This window comes from Pseudomonas sp. GW456-L13 (genome assembly GCF_017350115.1).
Lineage (GTDB): Bacteria > Pseudomonadota > Gammaproteobacteria > Pseudomonadales > Pseudomonadaceae > Aquipseudomonas > Aquipseudomonas jessenii.
The window spans coordinates 625,028-641,099 of sequence record NZ_JACNAS010000001.1 but is presented as its reverse complement, the minus strand read 5'-3'; the positions used below and the strand labels follow the sequence as shown (position 1 = coordinate 641,099).

14 protein-coding genes are annotated in these 16,072 nt (G+C 59.3%); 10 read left to right on the top strand and 4 right to left on the bottom strand.

Annotated features, from left to right (window positions below):
- Positions 1 to 125 precede the first annotated feature (125 nt).
- Entirely contained in the window at positions 126 to 1,037 is a 912-nt protein-coding gene (locus tag J4D25_RS02780; RefSeq protein WP_057715128.1) for a LysR family transcriptional regulator, read from the top strand.
- A 167-nt stretch (positions 1,038 to 1,204) separates the two neighbouring features.
- On the opposite strand, the gene J4D25_RS02775 is transcribed toward J4D25_RS02780, so the two are convergent.
- Both J4D25_RS02775 and J4D25_RS02770 read right to left on the bottom strand, forming a co-directional pair.
- On the bottom strand, positions 1,205 to 1,654 hold the full coding sequence (locus J4D25_RS02775; RefSeq protein ID WP_020798247.1) for a hypothetical protein: 450 nt from the start codon (positions 1,652 to 1,654) through the stop codon (positions 1,205 to 1,207).
- A gap of 137 nt (positions 1,655 to 1,791) precedes the next feature.
- Positions 1,792 to 2,415 carry a TetR/AcrR family transcriptional regulator gene (locus J4D25_RS02770; protein WP_057715127.1) on the bottom strand — a complete coding sequence of 208 codons (624 nt, stop codon included), beginning with the start codon at positions 2,413 to 2,415 and terminating at the stop codon, positions 1,792 to 1,794.
- 241 nt (positions 2,416 to 2,656) lie between these two features.
- Between J4D25_RS02770 and J4D25_RS02765 the strand changes: the two genes are divergently transcribed.
- The 9 genes from J4D25_RS02765 to J4D25_RS02725 all read left to right on the top strand — a co-directional run bounded on the left by J4D25_RS02765 (position 2,657) and on the right by J4D25_RS02725 (position 13,846).
- A complete protein-coding gene (locus tag J4D25_RS02765; protein WP_057715126.1) occupies positions 2,657 to 3,937 on the top strand; it encodes a cytochrome P450 in 1,281 nt (426 codons plus the stop codon).
- Complete coding sequence (locus J4D25_RS02760; RefSeq protein WP_057715125.1) at positions 3,934 to 4,143, top strand: ferredoxin; 210 nt, start codon at positions 3,934 to 3,936, stop codon at positions 4,141 to 4,143. Before J4D25_RS02765 ends, J4D25_RS02760 begins: the two co-directional genes overlap by 4 nt.
- Positions 4,144 to 4,203: 60 nt before the next feature.
- The gene (locus J4D25_RS02755) at positions 4,204 to 5,823 is read left to right on the top strand and encodes a GMC family oxidoreductase (protein WP_057715124.1); all 1,620 of its coding nucleotides are present in this window, start codon (positions 4,204 to 4,206) and stop codon (positions 5,821 to 5,823) included.
- The gene (locus tag J4D25_RS02750; RefSeq protein WP_057715123.1) at positions 5,820 to 7,310 is read left to right on the top strand and encodes an aldehyde dehydrogenase family protein; all 1,491 of its coding nucleotides are present in this window, start codon (positions 5,820 to 5,822) and stop codon (positions 7,308 to 7,310) included. The genes J4D25_RS02755 and J4D25_RS02750 overlap by 4 nt, the downstream gene beginning before the upstream one ends.
- Before the next feature lie 64 nt (positions 7,311 to 7,374).
- Positions 7,375 to 9,042 carry a DUF1302 domain-containing protein gene (locus J4D25_RS02745; protein ID WP_057715122.1) on the top strand — a complete coding sequence of 556 codons (1,668 nt, stop codon included), beginning with the start codon at positions 7,375 to 7,377 and terminating at the stop codon, positions 9,040 to 9,042.
- 27 nt (positions 9,043 to 9,069) lie between these two features.
- A complete protein-coding gene (locus tag J4D25_RS02740; protein ID WP_057715121.1) occupies positions 9,070 to 10,431 on the top strand; it encodes a DUF1329 domain-containing protein in 1,362 nt (453 codons plus the stop codon).
- A gap of 393 nt (positions 10,432 to 10,824) precedes the next feature.
- On the top strand, positions 10,825 to 11,862 hold the full coding sequence (locus J4D25_RS02735) for an amidohydrolase family protein (RefSeq protein ID WP_057715120.1): 1,038 nt from the start codon (positions 10,825 to 10,827) through the stop codon (positions 11,860 to 11,862).
- Positions 11,859 to 13,058 (top strand): phosphotransferase, encoded by a 1,200-nt coding sequence (locus tag J4D25_RS02730; RefSeq protein ID WP_057715119.1) that lies wholly within the window; start codon positions 11,859 to 11,861, stop codon positions 13,056 to 13,058. Before J4D25_RS02735 ends, J4D25_RS02730 begins: the two co-directional genes overlap by 4 nt.
- A 2-nt stretch (positions 13,059 to 13,060) precedes the next feature.
- The gene (locus J4D25_RS02725) at positions 13,061 to 13,846 is read left to right on the top strand and encodes a tyrosine-protein phosphatase (protein ID WP_057715118.1); all 786 of its coding nucleotides are present in this window, start codon (positions 13,061 to 13,063) and stop codon (positions 13,844 to 13,846) included.
- Here the strand turns inward: J4D25_RS02725 and J4D25_RS02720 are convergent.
- Positions 13,843 to 14,727 carry a DMT family transporter gene (locus J4D25_RS02720; RefSeq protein ID WP_057715117.1) on the bottom strand — a complete coding sequence of 295 codons (885 nt, stop codon included), beginning with the start codon at positions 14,725 to 14,727 and terminating at the stop codon, positions 13,843 to 13,845. The genes J4D25_RS02725 and J4D25_RS02720 overlap by 4 nt on opposite strands.
- 90 nt (positions 14,728 to 14,817) lie before the next feature.
- Entirely contained in the window at positions 14,818 to 15,663 is an 846-nt protein-coding gene (locus J4D25_RS02715) for an SDR family oxidoreductase (protein ID WP_057715116.1), read from the bottom strand.
- Positions 15,664 to 16,072 lie beyond the last annotated feature (409 nt).

The window sequence follows — 16,072 nt, the reverse complement described above, 5'->3', positions numbered from 1 at the left end:
TTTTTATTGTTGGTGCTGAAATTCGAAGGGTGGCGTTACGGCAAAGCAGCTACCCGGTCTCGAGTGTAGCGAGGCTGTGGACCTGGCTGTTTCATATATTCAGACCGTAGGTATCAGAAAATCAGATGACAAAGGGCAGAGATATTTCAATGCGCCAGCTGCGCTATTTTGTCGCCGCCGCGGACGCCGGACAGTTTTCCCAAGCGGCGCTGAAGGCACATGTATCGCAGTCGGCGATCACTGCGGCCGTGTTGCATCTGGAACAGTCCATGGGCGTCAGCCTGTTCGACCGCCTGCCCCATGGCGTGTCACTGACCGCTGAAGGCAACAAGTTTTCCCAGCATGCGCGGCACATCCTCGACACCCTGCAGGACGCTCTCAGTGAACCGCTGTTTCTAGGCCATGCCATGCAAGGCACCGTACGTGTGGGCGCCTCTTACACGGTGCTGGGCTATTTTTTGCCTGCGCTGCTGGCGCGCTTCAAACGTAGCTACCCTCAGGTTGAGATCGACCTGATCGACATGGACCGTCACAGCATTGAGGAAGCCCTGAGCAATGGCGATCTCGACCTGGGCCTGACGATAGTCTCCAACACACCAAACCTGCAGGGATTCGCTCACCAGGTGCTGATTCGTTCTCGCCGCCAACTCTGGTTGGCCAGTCAGCACCCTTTGATGTCCGCCACCTCGATCAATCTCGAAGACGTCGCCGAGCACCCCTATATCCTCGCCACGGTCGATGAGGGGGAGGCTTCGACTTCGCGCTACTGGGAATCCCGTGGACTGGCGCCCAAGGTGGCTTTTCGCACCTCATCCATGGAGGCATTGCGCGGGTTGGTGGGTCATGGTTTCGGCGTGACCATTCTCTCGGACATGGTCTACCGGGCCTGGTCCCTGGAGGGCAAGAAAATTGAGATCCGCCCGCTGGTAGACGTGATTCCCCCCATGGAGCTCGGACTTATCTGGCTGCCAGATACCCGTTTGTCAGCATCGGCCCAGGCATTCCGGCAGTTTTTGATCATGGCCTGCGCTTCGTAGCTTTGAAGCTGGCGCGCAGCGTTGACTGGCTATTTGCCGGAGTCGAGTGAGGAGGGGATCGTAAATCGCGAAAACTGTGCAGTGGTATTGGATATTCAGATACTGCAACACAGGTGGTTTTTTTTGCGTCTTCGCAGAGGACAGAATTCAGGGGTGGTATCGCAATTTCAATTCGCTGCTTGCTTGATATCTCCGCAGAAAATATCGACGTTGCCATCGGCCGGCGTGGTTGTCACAACCACTGAGTACCCGGTGGAAAACAGTTCTGACATGGCGACAGGCGCGCTTCGTGAATAGGTCCAGCCACCGATATCTGAAATACGGCTGGTGTTGATCCGGTCATTCATTGTGTAGGCAACGGGCCCGGGTTGTTTGCAGCTGCCTTTATGGATGGACGTATAGAGGTTCAAGGGACTGAGGGTTCCGCTTGGAACCCCGCCGATGATGAAGGTAAAGGCGGTCTCATTGCCTTGGTTGGCCAATGTCGTATTGGCAATCTCGCCGGTGTTCTGTGGCGTAGCAAGCAAAGGAATGGTCACTGTCTGGTTTGATGAATGCGTACAGCCGAGCATCATCACAGTGGCCATCAGAGCCGCCGATTGATTTCTCAAATTCATGATAAATCTCCTGTGCTCCGAAAAAGTAGTACGGGAGATTTTGGTATAGCTCATTGAGCACTGTCTTGTGCGGGATGCAGACAGGGGCGGTGCCATTTTGCCGGGTGTATTGGGGGGCGACCCGCATCGTGACGCCGCTACTGCCGAGCGTTGTTGGCCGGCGGCCAGGTACCGTTGTTCATCAGGCTGTCGAAGGTCTCGGTCATTTCTTGCGCCGAGTTCGGATAGTCGTGGCGTACCCACCACAGCCACAGCCCGATCAAGGCCCCCACGAAACAGCGTACCGCCGCTTCGCCACGCATGTGCTCCACCTGGTACAAACCCTGTTTTCGGTAGTGTTCCCGCACCTGGATGATCAGGATATTTTCCAGATGGGCAAGAATCACGCTCTGGCCGGGACCGCTGAAAAATGACGTCGTCAGTGCCGCATGACGTTCGGTAGCGCTGAACAGCCAGGCTGACACGTCCAGCAGGACACGACGGTCGCCACCTACCTCGGTGACCTTGGTTGAGGGCATGCCAATGGCTTCATACCCGGCAACGATCAGGTCTTCCTTGTCGCGAAAGTGCGCGTAGAAGGTGGAGCGGGCAACCCCCGTACTGTCCAGCAATTGCTGCACAGTGACCCCGTCATAGCCCTTTTCCAGGGCCAGGCGATACATGTGGTCCAGCAGCAATTCCCGGGTGCGTTGAGAACGCAACGCGTGGCGTTGTCCGGAGTGGCTTTTATCGACTGTTTGCACGCAAGCGAAGTGAGACATTCTGTACCTCGGCAGAGCTTTTTTTATTAGTGTCTTGGCGCCGGACGTGAGGTTGTCCGGCGGTGATCGGTCAACAGTGACAGAGGGTTTTTCATACCGGCAAGATGAGTTTTAGAACATTTTCATCGAAAGTGTTAATGAATTCCCTGTATGCCGAACAGATTCGCGGTTCTGTTCGTTGTGGCTTTTGCCCTCCGGCCTTACCGTTTCTCCAGTCCGTCAGAGACCCTGGAGAACAATAATGAACTACCCCGCTGAAGCGTCTACGCCGGTTCCCGCGCATATCCCCATGCACCTGGTACGTGACTTTGACCTGTGGGCGGAGCTCACCACCCAAGGCGAAAACGCCTATGCCTGGGCGGCCGCACTGCACCAGACGACCCCGCCGATTTTCTGGATTCCGCGCCTGGGCTTTTTGCCGGGAACCTGGGTACCTCGGCGCGCCGAGGACCTGCGACGCATTCTGCAAGACCCACAAACCTTCAGCAGCGTCGGCCTAACACCCTATGCGATGTTGCTCGGTGAAAGCTGGCGCCTGGCGCCACTGGAAATCGACCCACCCGAACACGTCAAGTACCGCGCACTGCTCAACCCGCTGTTCACGCCGAAAAAGGTCGAGGCGCTGGAGCAGGATATCCGCCTATTGGCCAATCAGTTGATTGACGAAGTGGTCGCCCAAGGCCGCTGCGATTTCAACGAAGCGTTCGCCAAACCTTTTCCCACCTTGATTTTCCTGACCCTCATGGGCTGGCCGCTGGATGACCGGCCGCTGTTCCAGCACTGGACCCAGACGCTGATCAAAAGCTTCGACATGCAAACGGTCACCGACAACGCGCGGGCCATTACCACCTGGATTCGCAACCACATCGCTGAGCGTCGCGCCAACCCCGGCGATGACTTCACCAGCTATTTGCTGACCAGCGAGATCGATGGCCGGCCGCTGACCGACGATGAAATGCTCGGCATCAACTTCCTGATCTTCATCGCCGGCCTGGACACCGTGACCTCCTGCCTGGGCCTGTTTTTCCGCCATTTGGCGCGCAGCCCAGAGCAACAGGCGCAACTGCGGGCCAATCCTGAATTGATCGGCGACGCGGTAGAAGAACTGCTGCGCTCGTACTCCATCGTCAACATGCGCCGCACGGTCACCTGCGACGTGCAGATCGGCGAAGTCATGATGAAGAAGGGCGACATGGTGTTGATCAGCACCGAACTGGCCAACCTTGATCCTGAAGTGTTCGACGAGGCCGACAAAGTCGACTTCCAGCGTAGCGCCGGTGCATCGCCGCACATGGCGTTTTCCTATGGCGTGCACCGTTGCGTCGGCTCGCACCTGGCACGCCGGGAATTGCGTATCGCCATGGAGCTGTGGCTGCAACGGCTGCCAGCTTTTCGTATCGCCGACAACAGCACGCCCAGGTTCAACGCCTTCGGCGTGTTCGGCATGGAAGACCTGCACTTGCAGTGGGACCTGCCTGCTGCAACGGCCAATACCTCGAACAAACAGGCGGCCAGCGCATGAAGGTGCTGATCAACAAACCCGGCTGCGTGGGTCATGCCCGCTGCAACAACGTTGCGCCCGCGCTCTATCCACTCGATGACAACGGATACATCGCCAGCACTGGCTTCAACGTGCCGGCAGGGCAGGAGAGCCTCGCTCAGCGGGGTGCCCGGGCTTGTCCGGAACGGAACATCGAGATCCGCGATACATCCGCCGAATCCCGGTAAAGGCTGCCTTGGGGCTGCGGCGTTCGAAGGTTTACAGCCACCAGTAAAAGAAGAACAACAATGAGCAAAACTTACGACTACATCATCATTGGTGCGGGGTCATCGGGCTGTGTGTTGGCCAATCGATTGTCGGCAGACTCGACCGTTTCAGTACTGCTGATCGAGAGCGGCCCGGATCACACCAGCGCATTGATCGCCATGCCCCGTGGCATCGGCAAACTGCTTAACCCCGGCAACCCCCATGTGTGGAGCTACAAGGCCAAGCGCGGCGAGGGCATGAGCGACGAGCAGTGGTTAAAGGGCAAGACAATTGGCGGCTCCAGCTCGGTTAACGGCATGGTCTATGTGCGGGGGGCGCCAGCCGACTACGACAACTGGGAAGCACAAGGCTGCACGGGTTGGGGCTGGAAAGACATGGGCCGGCAGTTCGTTGCCCTGGAAGACCACCAACTGGGCAAGAGCCAATGGCGCGGTGTCGGTGGCCCACTCAAGGTCACCGTACACCCCTCTGGCGATGCTCTGTGCGATGCGGTCATCAGCGCTGCCGGCAAGCTTGGCGTGGCGCGCGCAGAGGACACCAATCATGTCGACTCGGTCAGCCAGGGTGGCTTTGGCTACCAACCGCAAACCACCTGGAAGGGCCAGCGTTTCAGTGCAGCCAAAGCCTTCCTCGACCCGGTTCGCACACGACCGAACCTGACGGTAATGACCGGCACCGACGTGCAACGCATCGAGTTCAGCAAACGCCGCGCCTGTGCCGTGAACGTCAGTGGCCGTGCGGGCCTGGCCCGCTTCCAGGTGCGTCGCGAGGTGTTGTTGTGCGCCGGAGCTATCGAGTCGCCCAAGCTGTTGCAACTGTCCGGTATCGGTCCGGCCGGGCTGTTGAACGCTCTGGGCATCAAGGTATTGCAAGACGCACCCGAGGTGGGCCGCAACCTGCGTGAGCACGTGTACATGGCCATGCAGTATCGGGTCACCCGTGGCAGTTTCAACCATTGCTTCCATGGGGTGGGTTTGCTGGGCGCGGTGATGCAGTACTTTCTGCGCAAGAAAGGGCCGATGACCCATGCTGCCCATGAGGCCGGCGGCTTTATCAAGACCCGCCCGGAGCTGGATCGTCCGGATGCGCAAATCGGCGTCAGCCTTTACTCCATGGACGGCGATGGCAACAAGGTCGAAATCGACAAGCACCCCGGCCTGACCATTGGCGGCTATTTCCTGCGCCCACAGAGCCAGGGAGAGGTGCGTATTCAATCGACGGATGCGTCGGTACCGCCGCGGATCAACGCCAACTACTTGAGTGCCGAGATCGATCGCACCTCGGCGATTGCCTTGTTTCGCTGGTTCCGCCGTCTCGCCGCTCAGCCGGTCCTCAAGCCGTTCATCGTCGGTGAACTGACACCGGGGCCGCAGGTGGAAAGTGACGAGCAAATTCTTGCCGCGTTCCGCCGGTATGGCCAGACCGCCTTCCACGTCTCCGGCACCTGCCGCATGGGGGGCGATAGCGCCTCAGTACTCGACCCTCAACTGCGCGTACGTGGCGTCGAGGGCCTGCGAGTGGTCGACACCTCGGTGATGCCGTGCCTGGTTTCCGGCAACACCAACGCCCCGGCCATGGCCATTGCCATGCGCGCCGCTGAACTTATCACCGGTAAGATCTCAGGAGCTCCAGCACCATGAGTGTTCCCTTTACCCAGTTGGACAAGCTGTACATCGATGGCGCGTGGGTGGGTGTCGACGGCCCGCGCGAAGCCGTGCTCAACCCGGCCACTGAAGCTGTGATTGGTCATGCGCCGACAGGTGATCTGCACAGCGCCGATGCTGCCATTACCGCTGCACGTAACGCTTTTGACAACGGCCCCTGGCCGTGGCTGAGCATGACCGAGCGTGCCGGTTATCTGCGGCGCATGCATGCCGCGCTGGTGGCAAAGCGTGAGCAGATCGCTGCGTTGATCATCGCTGAGGTCGGTTGCTCGCAAGGCGTGACCTACGCCATGCAGGTGGATATGCCACTCGGTCATGTGCTGACCGCTATCGAACAGTCGCTGCACAGCGACAGCGTTCAGATTCCGGTGCAGGCCAATCCCAATCCATTCAACCCGACGGGGCCGATGATTCTCGGCAGCGGCACGGTAGAACGTGAGGCCATTGGCGTGGTGGCCGGTATCACGGGCTACAACTTTCCGTTTCTGCTGAACCTCGCCAAGGTATTTCCGGCCTTGCTGGCCGGCAACACCCTGGTTCTCAAACCTTCGCCATTTACCCCGTACTCGGCATTGCTGTTCGGTAAGATCGCCGAAGAGGTCGGCTTGCCCAAGGGCGTGCTCAACATTGTCACCGGCGGTATTGATGTCGGCAGCCTGTTGAGCAGCGATCCACGGGTGGACATGGTCACGTTCACAGGTTCCGAAGCGGTGGGGGTCAGCATCATGAGCCAGGCGGCGCCGACCCTGAAGCGCGTGCACCTTGAACTGGGCGGAAAGTCGGCCTTGATCGTGCGTGCCGACGCCGACATTCAGGCCACCGCCCTGGGTGCCGTCGCCGGTCTGGCGGTCAATGCGGGACAGGGTTGTGCGTTGCTGACGCGTTTTGTGGTGCACCACTCGGTACGCGAGCAATTTGTGCAGTGCGCCAAAGCCATTGCAGGGCAATGGAAAGTCGGCGACCCAGCGGACCCAAGCGTGATGATGGGGCCGCTGATTCGAGCGTCGCAGCGCGCCAAGGTCGAGCATTTCATTGCCAGTGGCCGCGATGCGGGGGCCACGCTGGTGTGTGGCGGTGGGCGACCTGCGCATCTGCGCCAAGGGTTCTTTAGCGACATCACCCTGTTTGATGACGTGCGCAACGACATGCTCATCGCCCAGGAGGAAATCTTCGGCCCGGTGGGGGTAGTCATCGGCTTCGACAGCGACGACGAGGCCGTGGCCATCGCCAACGATTCGCGCTTTGGCCTCAACGGCGCCGTGGCCTCGGCCGATGCCGCAACGGCCTACGCCCTAGCCCGGCGCATTCGTGCGGGCAGCGTGTACCTCAATGGCGGCAGCGGCAGCCTGCCTTATGCACCGATCGGAGGCTTCAAGCGATCAGGTCTGGGCCGCGAGTTCGGACCCAACTGGCTCAAAGAGTTCACCCAGGAAAAATCCATCATCTACCCCATCGGGCACTAGCCAGAGCGTCCTGCAACCGGGACGCAGACGGAACGACTGACAATAAAAACAAAAGGTGGTTTGCATGAAACACATGAGTAAAAAGGGGCGCATGCGAGCCCAGCGGGCGATGGTACTGCTGGCAGTGGGGGAATTGGCGTTCGGCTACGGTGGAACGGCGATGGCGGTGCCCATCGAACTGACCAACCCGGACTTTCATCTGCGTTGGGATAATACCGCGCGCTACACCCTGGGGATGCGTACGGAGGGGCAGGACCGGCGCATCATGAACAACCCCAACTACGATGAATCGGACGGTAAGTTCGACAAGAACGACATCGTCACCAACCGTCTCGACCTGCTGACTGAAGTCGACTTTTCCTACAAAAAGGATTGGGGCGCGCGACTCAGTGCCGCCGGCTGGTATGACCAGGCGTATCACAACGATGATGTGCACAGTAACGTCCCTGGCTTCCAGACCAGCTACTACAACGACCGCTACAGCTCGGAAGTGAAACGCTACGTCGAAGGTCCGTCGGGGGAAATACTCGACGCCTTTGTCTGGAAGAACCTGCGCCTGGGCGATGCCACAGTCAACGTCAAGGTCGGCCGCCATACCAACTATTGGGGGGAGGGCTTGCTGTTTGGTGCCCATGCGATTTCCTACTCGCAAGCGCCGCTCGATGGTGCCAAGGCGGTGACCAGTCCGGGTATCGAAACCAAGGAAGTGTTCTTGCCCATCGGGCAGATATCCGCCAAGGCCCAGGCTACCGACAACCTGACCCTGGCCGCGCAGTATTTCTATGAGTGGGACTACACGCGCATTCCCTACGGCGGTACCTACTTCGGCGCGGCGGACCCGTTTTTCGAGGGGCCGGATCGCTTGCCGGTAGCGCCAGGTTTCTCCCTGAACCGGGAGCGATCCAAATACGGCCGTGACTCGGCCAACTGGGGGGTAATGGCCAAGTACGATGTCGAGGCGATTCAATCGACGTTGGGTGCGTACTATCGCCAGTTCGATGATTACCAACCCTGGCTGGCGCCAGAAGTCTCGGCCGCCACCGCAAGTTATCGGCTGGTGTACCCACGGGGCGTCAAACTCGTCGGCCTGAGTCTTTCCACAGTGCTCGACACCGTGTCGGTAGGCAGCGAGATCTCTTATCGTCAGAACGGTGCGTTGAACGCGGTGGGTGTCGATCCCACTGACAACGAAGGGCCACGTGGCGATACCTACCACTTTGTCGTCAACGCCGTGTACGGCGTGCCGCGAAACTTTATCTCCAAGAACGCCACGCTGGTGGGCGAGTTCGCCTATAGCCATTTGCGCAAAGTGACCGAGCACGAAGAGCTTTACCTGGGTGAAAACAACAACAATTGCGTTGACCCACGCGTTGGCACACCCGGTTCAGGGGACAAGGAGGACGGCTGTTCGACACGCGATTACGCCGCCATTGCCGTCAACTACACGCCGCAATACCTGTCGATATTCCCGTCCTGGGACATGTCCGTACCGCTGACCGTCAATTATGGCTTGTCAGGGAACGCTGCCAGCGCCGGCGGTGGTAACGAAGGCGCACTGACCTGGTCTGCCGGTGTGCAAATGACTTATGCGCAGCGTTACGAATTCGGCCTGCGTTACTCCGACACCGATGCCCAGTCGAAAAACATTCCCGGTGACACCGTCGGTGGTAACGGCGCCGTGGGCGGAACTGACCGAGGCTGGCTGGCCTTTACCTTCAAAACCTCCATCTAAATACGCCAAGAATCGGAGTACCTGTTTATGAAAGGACAATTTGCATGGGCAGTGGCGCTGTTGAGCATCGCCACCTGCAGTCAGGCTGCGGCACCAGCCGACCAGGTTGCGCAAATCGGTAAAACCCTGACGCCGTTTGGCGCGATTATCGCGGGTAATGCTGATGGAAGCATTCCCCCATACACCGGTGGCCTGAGACAGAGCCCGCCCGACTTCAAGCCAGACAGCGGGTTCTGGGCCGACCCGTTCAAGGATGAAAAACCGCTGTTGCGTATCAACGCCAAAAACATGGAGCAATACGCCGACCGGTTGAGCGGCGGGCAAAAAATGCTGCTCAACAAATTCCCCGACTACTACCTGGATGTCTACCCGAGCCACCGCACCGCGGCGTACCCGCAAGCGATACTCGACGCCTCCACGCGCAACGCGAGCAATTGCCACACCACCAAGGACAGTCTGGCCGTCGACCCGGCATGCCGTGGTGGATTGCCGTTCCCGCTACCGCAGAACGGCAACGAGGTCATCTGGAACCAGGTACTGCGCTACAAGGGCACGGGGTACACCACCACTGCGTCGTCCAACAGTTGGGTGGTGGATTCCCGGGGTTCGGTGACCAAGACCGCGGAGTCCGCCACCATGGAGGAGGCCCCGTACTACCAGGTCCAACAGGCTGATCGAGATCCGCAGTTGTACTACCGCGCCTGGGCGGCGGACAGCTACCCGGCTCGTAGCGCCGGGCAACTGATCATCCTCGCCGACTACCTCGACCCGCAAGTCCAGCCGCGCCGCGCGTGGAGCTACACCCCAGGCATGCGCCGCATCAAGCTGGCACCGGAATTCTCCTATGACACGCCGGTACCCAACCAGGGCGGGGTGAATCTGTTCGACGAGTTGCAGATGTTCTCCGGAAGCCAGGACCGCTTCGATTACAAGCTGGTCGGCCGCAAGGAAATGTACATTCCCTACAACGCCTACAAGTTCTACTTCAGCTGCGGTCAGGAAGAGCAATTCCAGCCACACCACGCCAATCCGGCCTGCGAGCGCTGGGAGCTGCACAGGGTGTGGGTAGTGGAAGCGACACTGAAACCGGGCAAACGCCACGTCTACAGCAAGCGCACCTATTACCTTGACGAAGACACCTTTGGTGCCGGTTTGTATGACGCCTGGGACCAGGGCGGGGTGCTGTACCGCGCGCTGTTCCAGAGCGGCGTTCAGTTGTACGACAAAAACCTTCCGTACACAGTGAAAAACGTCAGTTATGACTTCAACAAGGGCATGTGGTCGTTGCTCAACGACGGCCTCAAGGGCGGCTACCGGGTACACGACGCACCGCTGTCGGAGCGCGACATGAAACCTGAATCGATTGTTTCCCAGGAAACGCAACGCTGATTGCATCGAATGGACACGCATTTGCGGCCTGAGAGGGCCGCTTTTTTTGCTGGATTCTTTTGGCGTACATATCCATTTGAGGCGGCCTGACAGCCGACCCCTGTAGGAGCGAGCCTGCTCGCGATGGACGTCAACGATAACGCGCCCTGTCTGGATGAACGCGTTGTCTGGGCCTCCATCGCGAGCATGTTCGCTCCTACAGGTTCTTCCAATCGGCAAAAGCCCGTTCCACACAAGGCACACCCCAAAAACCTTCTCTAACTTCAATAATAAATGAACACATATAGAAAAAGTGTCTATATTATTGGCGGTGTAGTTATCCCTCAAACCGGTCCGAACGCCCTGTCAAATGAGGCGTTCGACCTGCTGGCTTATTACAACAAGGAGAATGCCATGCTGATTGATGTCCACGCCCACTTGCTGACTGAGGGCATGCTGAACCGCCACGAGTTCTGGGGGCCGTTCATGAAGGTGCAGGGGCTGACCGTGGGGCATTTTTCCCTCGGTACCAAGCAACCGGCCAAAGCCGCTACTGACGCTGAGGCGCAGGCCAACCTCCTCGCGCGCATGACCCACGCCAGCCGGCGTAAGCTGATGGCCGAACGGGGTGTCGACAAGCTGGTGATGTCCACACCGTCCCACTGTTTCATGTATTGGGCAGGTGATTTCGCCAACGAATACGCGCGCCTGTGCAACGACGAACTGTCGGCATTTTGCCGGGCCGATCCCGACCACTTCGATTTCTGGTGCCACGCCAACCTGGCGGACCCACTGAACGCGGCCAAAGAAATCGAACGCGCCGTGACTCAGTTAGGGGCCAGGGGCGTGTGCGTAGGCGGGGCCAATTTCAATGGCCTGGAAGCTCACGATGAGCGCCTGTTCCCTGTTTGGGAAAAGCTCGTACAGCTGGATGTGCCGATCATGGTGCACGGCTTCAACCAGTCGATCTACTGGGGCGAAAAACACACTGACGACAAGTTCGAAACCACCTCGATCGTGGGCGATTGCGTCGATGAAACGTTGTTCTTCTGGTACCTGATCTGCGGCGGCGCGCTGGATGTTTTCCCGACCCTGAAAACCTACATCACCCATGCCGGTGGCATGGCGGTTTTCCAGTTGGGGCGCTTGAGCGAGCTCAATCGGGCGATGGCACCTGACTCGCGCAACCAGCGACCGTTGATGGATTACATGCAGAATTTCTATTTCGACCTCGACGTGCATGCGCCCGGCTTGCGTCGTGGTGTCGCCGAGGTGGTTGGGGCGGAGCGTCTGTTGTACGGCACCAACTTTGGTGGCGCCTATGACCATGGCGACTTGACCGAGGGACTGGGTTTGTCCGCTCAAGACCGTGAACGGATTCGTAGCGGTAACGCGATCGAACTCCTCAAGCTGAAGGTTGCGACCAACGCTGGCCGGGTACTGACGCCGTGACGGACAGCCTGTTGGACATGGCCGTCGGGCGGCCATACCCGCAGCGCAGCGGGCGATTGCCTCGGCAACTGAGTGAGATCAGCGCAGCCTGGCTCACGCAGCTATTGCAGCCGCGTTATCCAGGCAGCGAGGTCCTGGCGTTGACGGCGTTGGAGGTCCGTAACGGGCACACCACCAAATTGCGCGCCAGGCTTGAGTTGAACGAGGTCGGACAGCGCGCGGGTATTCCTGCGCATGTGTGCCTGAAGTCGAATTGGTCCGAAGGTTTCGAGAGCGGCGACATCTGTGAGTTGGAAGCGCGCCTGTATCATCTGGCGCGCGGCTGGACCGATGCGCCATTGCCAAGCACCTTTTTCACCGACTGGGACGCCGATGGTGGCGGTCGAGGCGTGGTTATGATGGAAGACCTCGGTCTGGCTGCCGGGCAATTTGGTCATAGCACCGATCACCTTGGCGTGGACGGTGTTGCTCAGGGGCTCGAGTCACTGGCGACGGTGCATGCTGCTACCTGGAACAGTCCGCAGTTGCAGGAGCAGCGCTGGTTGCCGGTGTCGATGGCCAACCCGGTGGACAGTGACGGTCTGCTGCGCATGTACAACTACATCAAGGTCAATCTGCGTAAACCCGAGTACCAGCAGCTGCTGCCGAAATGGATGTACGAGTCACCGGAGTTGTTTAGCCATGCCTTCGATGAATTGGCAGCTTTTGAACTGGAGCAGACTTCACCCTGTTGTTTGATCCATGGTGACTCCCATCAGGGTAATAGTTTCTTGCGCAGTGACGGTCAACGTATCTGGCTGGATTGGCAACTGGCCCGACGTGGCCGGCCATGGCGCGATGTCGCCTATTTCATGCTCGGCGCGTTGACCGTGGAGGAGCGCCGCGCCGAAGCGCTGCGTTTGCTGCGTGTTTACCGTGAAAAACTGATTAGCCTGGGAGCCGAAGGCGTGCTGGGTCAGGAGGCGGCCTGGGAACAAGTACGGCGTTGGCCGGTCTGGGGGATGCAGACCTGGATGTCGAACATGGATGATTGGGGGCAGGCCGGACTGCCAATGGTGGAGCGGTTTTTCGCCGCCGCAGAAGATTTTGATACTGTGCGCTTGTTAACCCACGGCCGTAAGCCACGCCGCACACCGATATTGGGACAGGGCGCAAGGCCGTTGACGCAAGCGTATCAACATTTATTGGAGAGTTGAGCGTGGTCAATCAGGAAGATTTGCGTCTGCAAGGCGCGGATAACTTTCGCAGCTTGAAAGGCATTCCCTCCCATTGTGGTCGCCGCATTGGCGGCGATATTCTTTTGCGCGCAGACCAGTTGCATGGGCTGACTGCTGAAGACTGGCAGACACTTCAGCGCCTGGGGTTGCAGACCGTCTGCGATTTACGCAGCGCGGGTGAGCGTGAACGTTACCCGAACCGCTTGCCCGATAGCGCAATCCGGGAGTTGCACCTGGAGGTCATAGGCGATGTCCGGGCGGATCCACGCCTTGCCCTCATGCTGGCGAATAATCCGGTGGCGGAGGGTGCACGGGGCATGATGCTGGAAGTTTATCGGCGGCTACCGGGAATGTTGGCGCCCCGGTTGCCGGCACTGTTCGAGTTGTTTTCTGCAGGCAAGGGCGCGGTGCTGATTCACTGCACGGCGGGCAAGGACCGCACCGGCGTGGCGGTCATGCTGCTGTTGCACGCCCTCGGCGTCGCGCCGGAACACATCATGACTGACTATTTGCGTTCGGCGCGGCGTTTCAGTCAGTTGAGTGCAGAGCGTCAGCAGGCGATGAGTCATGCGGTGACCCGTATGGTTGGCCAGCCGGTCAGCGAAGCGGCGTTCGATGCGGTAGTGGATGCCCGGCCTGAATATCTGAATGCCGCTTATGCGGTGATCGAGGCCGAGTATGGCGGGCTGGATCGCTATCTGCAGCGTTTCAGTGGCTTGAGCACCGCACGCTTGCAGACGTTGCGAGATACCTTGCTGGTCGCCTAGGTCGCAGCCCGGGCCAACACCCGGGCGGGTTTCCATTGTGCCAATCCAATCCCCAGCAAAATCAACCCGCCACCCACCGCGTGGTACAGGTGCAATGTTTCCCCTAACAGCACAATCGCCAACACCGCGGTAAACAAAGGCACCAGGTTCATCAGCACGGCGGTTTTTTCTGCGCCGAGGGTTTGCAGGCCGCGCATCCATAATCCGGGTGCCAGCGCTGAGGCGAACAGGCCAGCGAATAACACCAGTGGGATGTTCTTTGCCGTCAGGGCTATCGACGGTGCCAGCACGAAAGGCGGCACCAGCAGCAGGGTGCCGCAGATAATTTGCACGTACAGGCTTTCCCAGGTCGGCAGGGGAATCTGCCAGCGCTTCACCAACACGCAATACAGCGCGTACGACAGCGACGCCGCCAACATCATCAACTCACCTTGCCCAACCCCGTGCTGCCAGAGTGAAGACAAGTCGCCTGCTGCCAGCAACCAGGCCAGTCCGGCAAATGAAACTAGGGCGCCGACCAGTAATGTCGTGGTCGGCCGGGTATTGAGCACCGGGAAGGCCAGCAGCACGGTGAGCAGCGGCATGGTCGCCAGAATCAGGCCCATGGAGGTGGCGCTGACGGTGTGTGCCGCGAAATACGCCAGCGACTGGTACAGCGACATGCCGAGCAATCCCAGCAGCCACAGCTTGGCCAAATAAGGGCGAATCTGACGGCGCAAGCGCCATACCCTGGGCAACAACACCGGTGACAACACCAGCAACGCCGTCAGCCAGCGATAGAAGGAAATGGCTGCGGGGTCGATCACCCCGACCGACAGACGGTTGACCACCGTACTGGCGGCCCAGATCAGCGTGGCAAGGACGGGTAGCAGCAGATTCATCAGGGTGCGCCAACGTTGAGGGTGCGCCGGGCGCACCGGGACCAAGGCCGCTGTCGCGGCTATCTGTGAATGCCGGACTGCGTGTACGCGTTATTCGCTGGCAGCGTTACGAGCGGCAATGGCAGCGGCAAAGTCGCGCTTGAGCGTCGGGAAGTAAGCAATCTGGCCGCCCATGCCACCGGCTATGTCGATCGAGGCAGCGCTGATGAAGCTGGCATATTCGCTGGCCAGGAACAGCGCCATGCCGGCAACGTCTTCAGGCTTGCCGTAGCGTCCGAGCGGCACGACTTTCATCACCATGGCGTCGAACTCCTCGCGACTCACGCCCGGCCCCATCTCTTTGTAATGACGGTCCCATTGGCCGGTATCGATCCAGCCCATGTTCAGGCTGTTGACCAGGATATTGTCCTTGGGCAGGGACATGCCCAGCGAGCGGGAGAGGGCGATGCACGACGCGCGGTTGATCACCGAAGGAATGCCGTCTGGCGTCGGAATTGCGCCGGCCAGGGCGTTGATTTCGATGATTCGCCCCCAACGCTGTTCACGCATGAACGGCACCACGGCCTGGACGAAACGAAAATGTCCCATCTGCAGGATGTTGGCATGTTCGAGAATGGCCTCCGGCGTCAGGGTATCGAGATTACCGCCGCGTCCTTGACCCGCATTGTTGACCAGCACATCGACACCGCCCCAGGCGTGTGCAACTTCGGCGACGAAAGCCTTGACTCCCTCACTGTCGGTCACGTCAACCGCTCGGGCAATGACCGCCTGAGCGTGTTCCGCGAGCTGCGCACCGACCTCGCGGACGGCTGCCTCACTGCGGGCACAAATCGCTACCCGTGCCCCTTCAGCCGCGAAAGCCCGGGCGATGGCCAGGCCGATGCCCCGGGATGCACCCGTGATAATCACGCGCTTTGCACTCAAATCAATGTTCATGCTGGCTCCTGTTGTTTTTTTTCTGCCGGTTCATTTGCGGGTTTTCCTGCCGAACGCCCCGTATTCAGGGGGTGTGCCCGGGCTATTGAAAGCCCAAAGAGGTCAATCGTCAAAGATTATTTGAACGTTTATGTGTTTTGTGTGCAGTATTGTCCTTGACGACGCCGTTGGCTGAAACAGGTAGGCAAGGAATCGAGGTTGAAATTCTGAATAGAGAACTGAAATCTTTATGTGGAATTTTACATTGCGATCCGTTACGGTGGCTTTCAGCTGAAGAGGAACGTGGTCCTGGATGCGTGCCAGGCCTCTCGAGCGGACTGTCCAGGCGGGACATGCATCGATCCTGTGGGGTTTCGCAGATCGCTGGAATGACTGTTTGAACGCACTTAACGTCAGAAAATAAAAATAA

Coding starts and splice junctions, on each gene's coding strand:
- J4D25_RS02780 (WP_057715128.1), top strand. CDS start 126: ATGACAAAGGGCAGAGATATTTCAATGCGCCAGCTGCGCTATTTTGTC.
- J4D25_RS02775 (WP_020798247.1), bottom strand. CDS start 1,654: ATGAATTTGAGAAATCAATCGGCGGCTCTGATGGCCACTGTGATGATG.
- J4D25_RS02770 (WP_057715127.1), bottom strand. CDS start 2,415: ATGTCTCACTTCGCTTGCGTGCAAACAGTCGATAAAAGCCACTCCGGA.
- J4D25_RS02765 (WP_057715126.1), top strand. CDS start 2,657: ATGAACTACCCCGCTGAAGCGTCTACGCCGGTTCCCGCGCATATCCCC.
- J4D25_RS02760 (WP_057715125.1), top strand. CDS start 3,934: ATGAAGGTGCTGATCAACAAACCCGGCTGCGTGGGTCATGCCCGCTGC.
- J4D25_RS02755 (WP_057715124.1), top strand. CDS start 4,204: ATGAGCAAAACTTACGACTACATCATCATTGGTGCGGGGTCATCGGGC.
- J4D25_RS02750 (WP_057715123.1), top strand. CDS start 5,820: ATGAGTGTTCCCTTTACCCAGTTGGACAAGCTGTACATCGATGGCGCG.
- J4D25_RS02745 (WP_057715122.1), top strand. CDS start 7,375: ATGAAACACATGAGTAAAAAGGGGCGCATGCGAGCCCAGCGGGCGATG.
- J4D25_RS02740 (WP_057715121.1), top strand. CDS start 9,070: ATGAAAGGACAATTTGCATGGGCAGTGGCGCTGTTGAGCATCGCCACC.
- J4D25_RS02735 (WP_057715120.1), top strand. CDS start 10,825: ATGCTGATTGATGTCCACGCCCACTTGCTGACTGAGGGCATGCTGAAC.
- J4D25_RS02720 (WP_057715117.1), bottom strand. CDS start 14,727: ATGAATCTGCTGCTACCCGTCCTTGCCACGCTGATCTGGGCCGCCAGT.
- J4D25_RS02715 (WP_057715116.1), bottom strand. CDS start 15,663: ATGAACATTGATTTGAGTGCAAAGCGCGTGATTATCACGGGTGCATCC.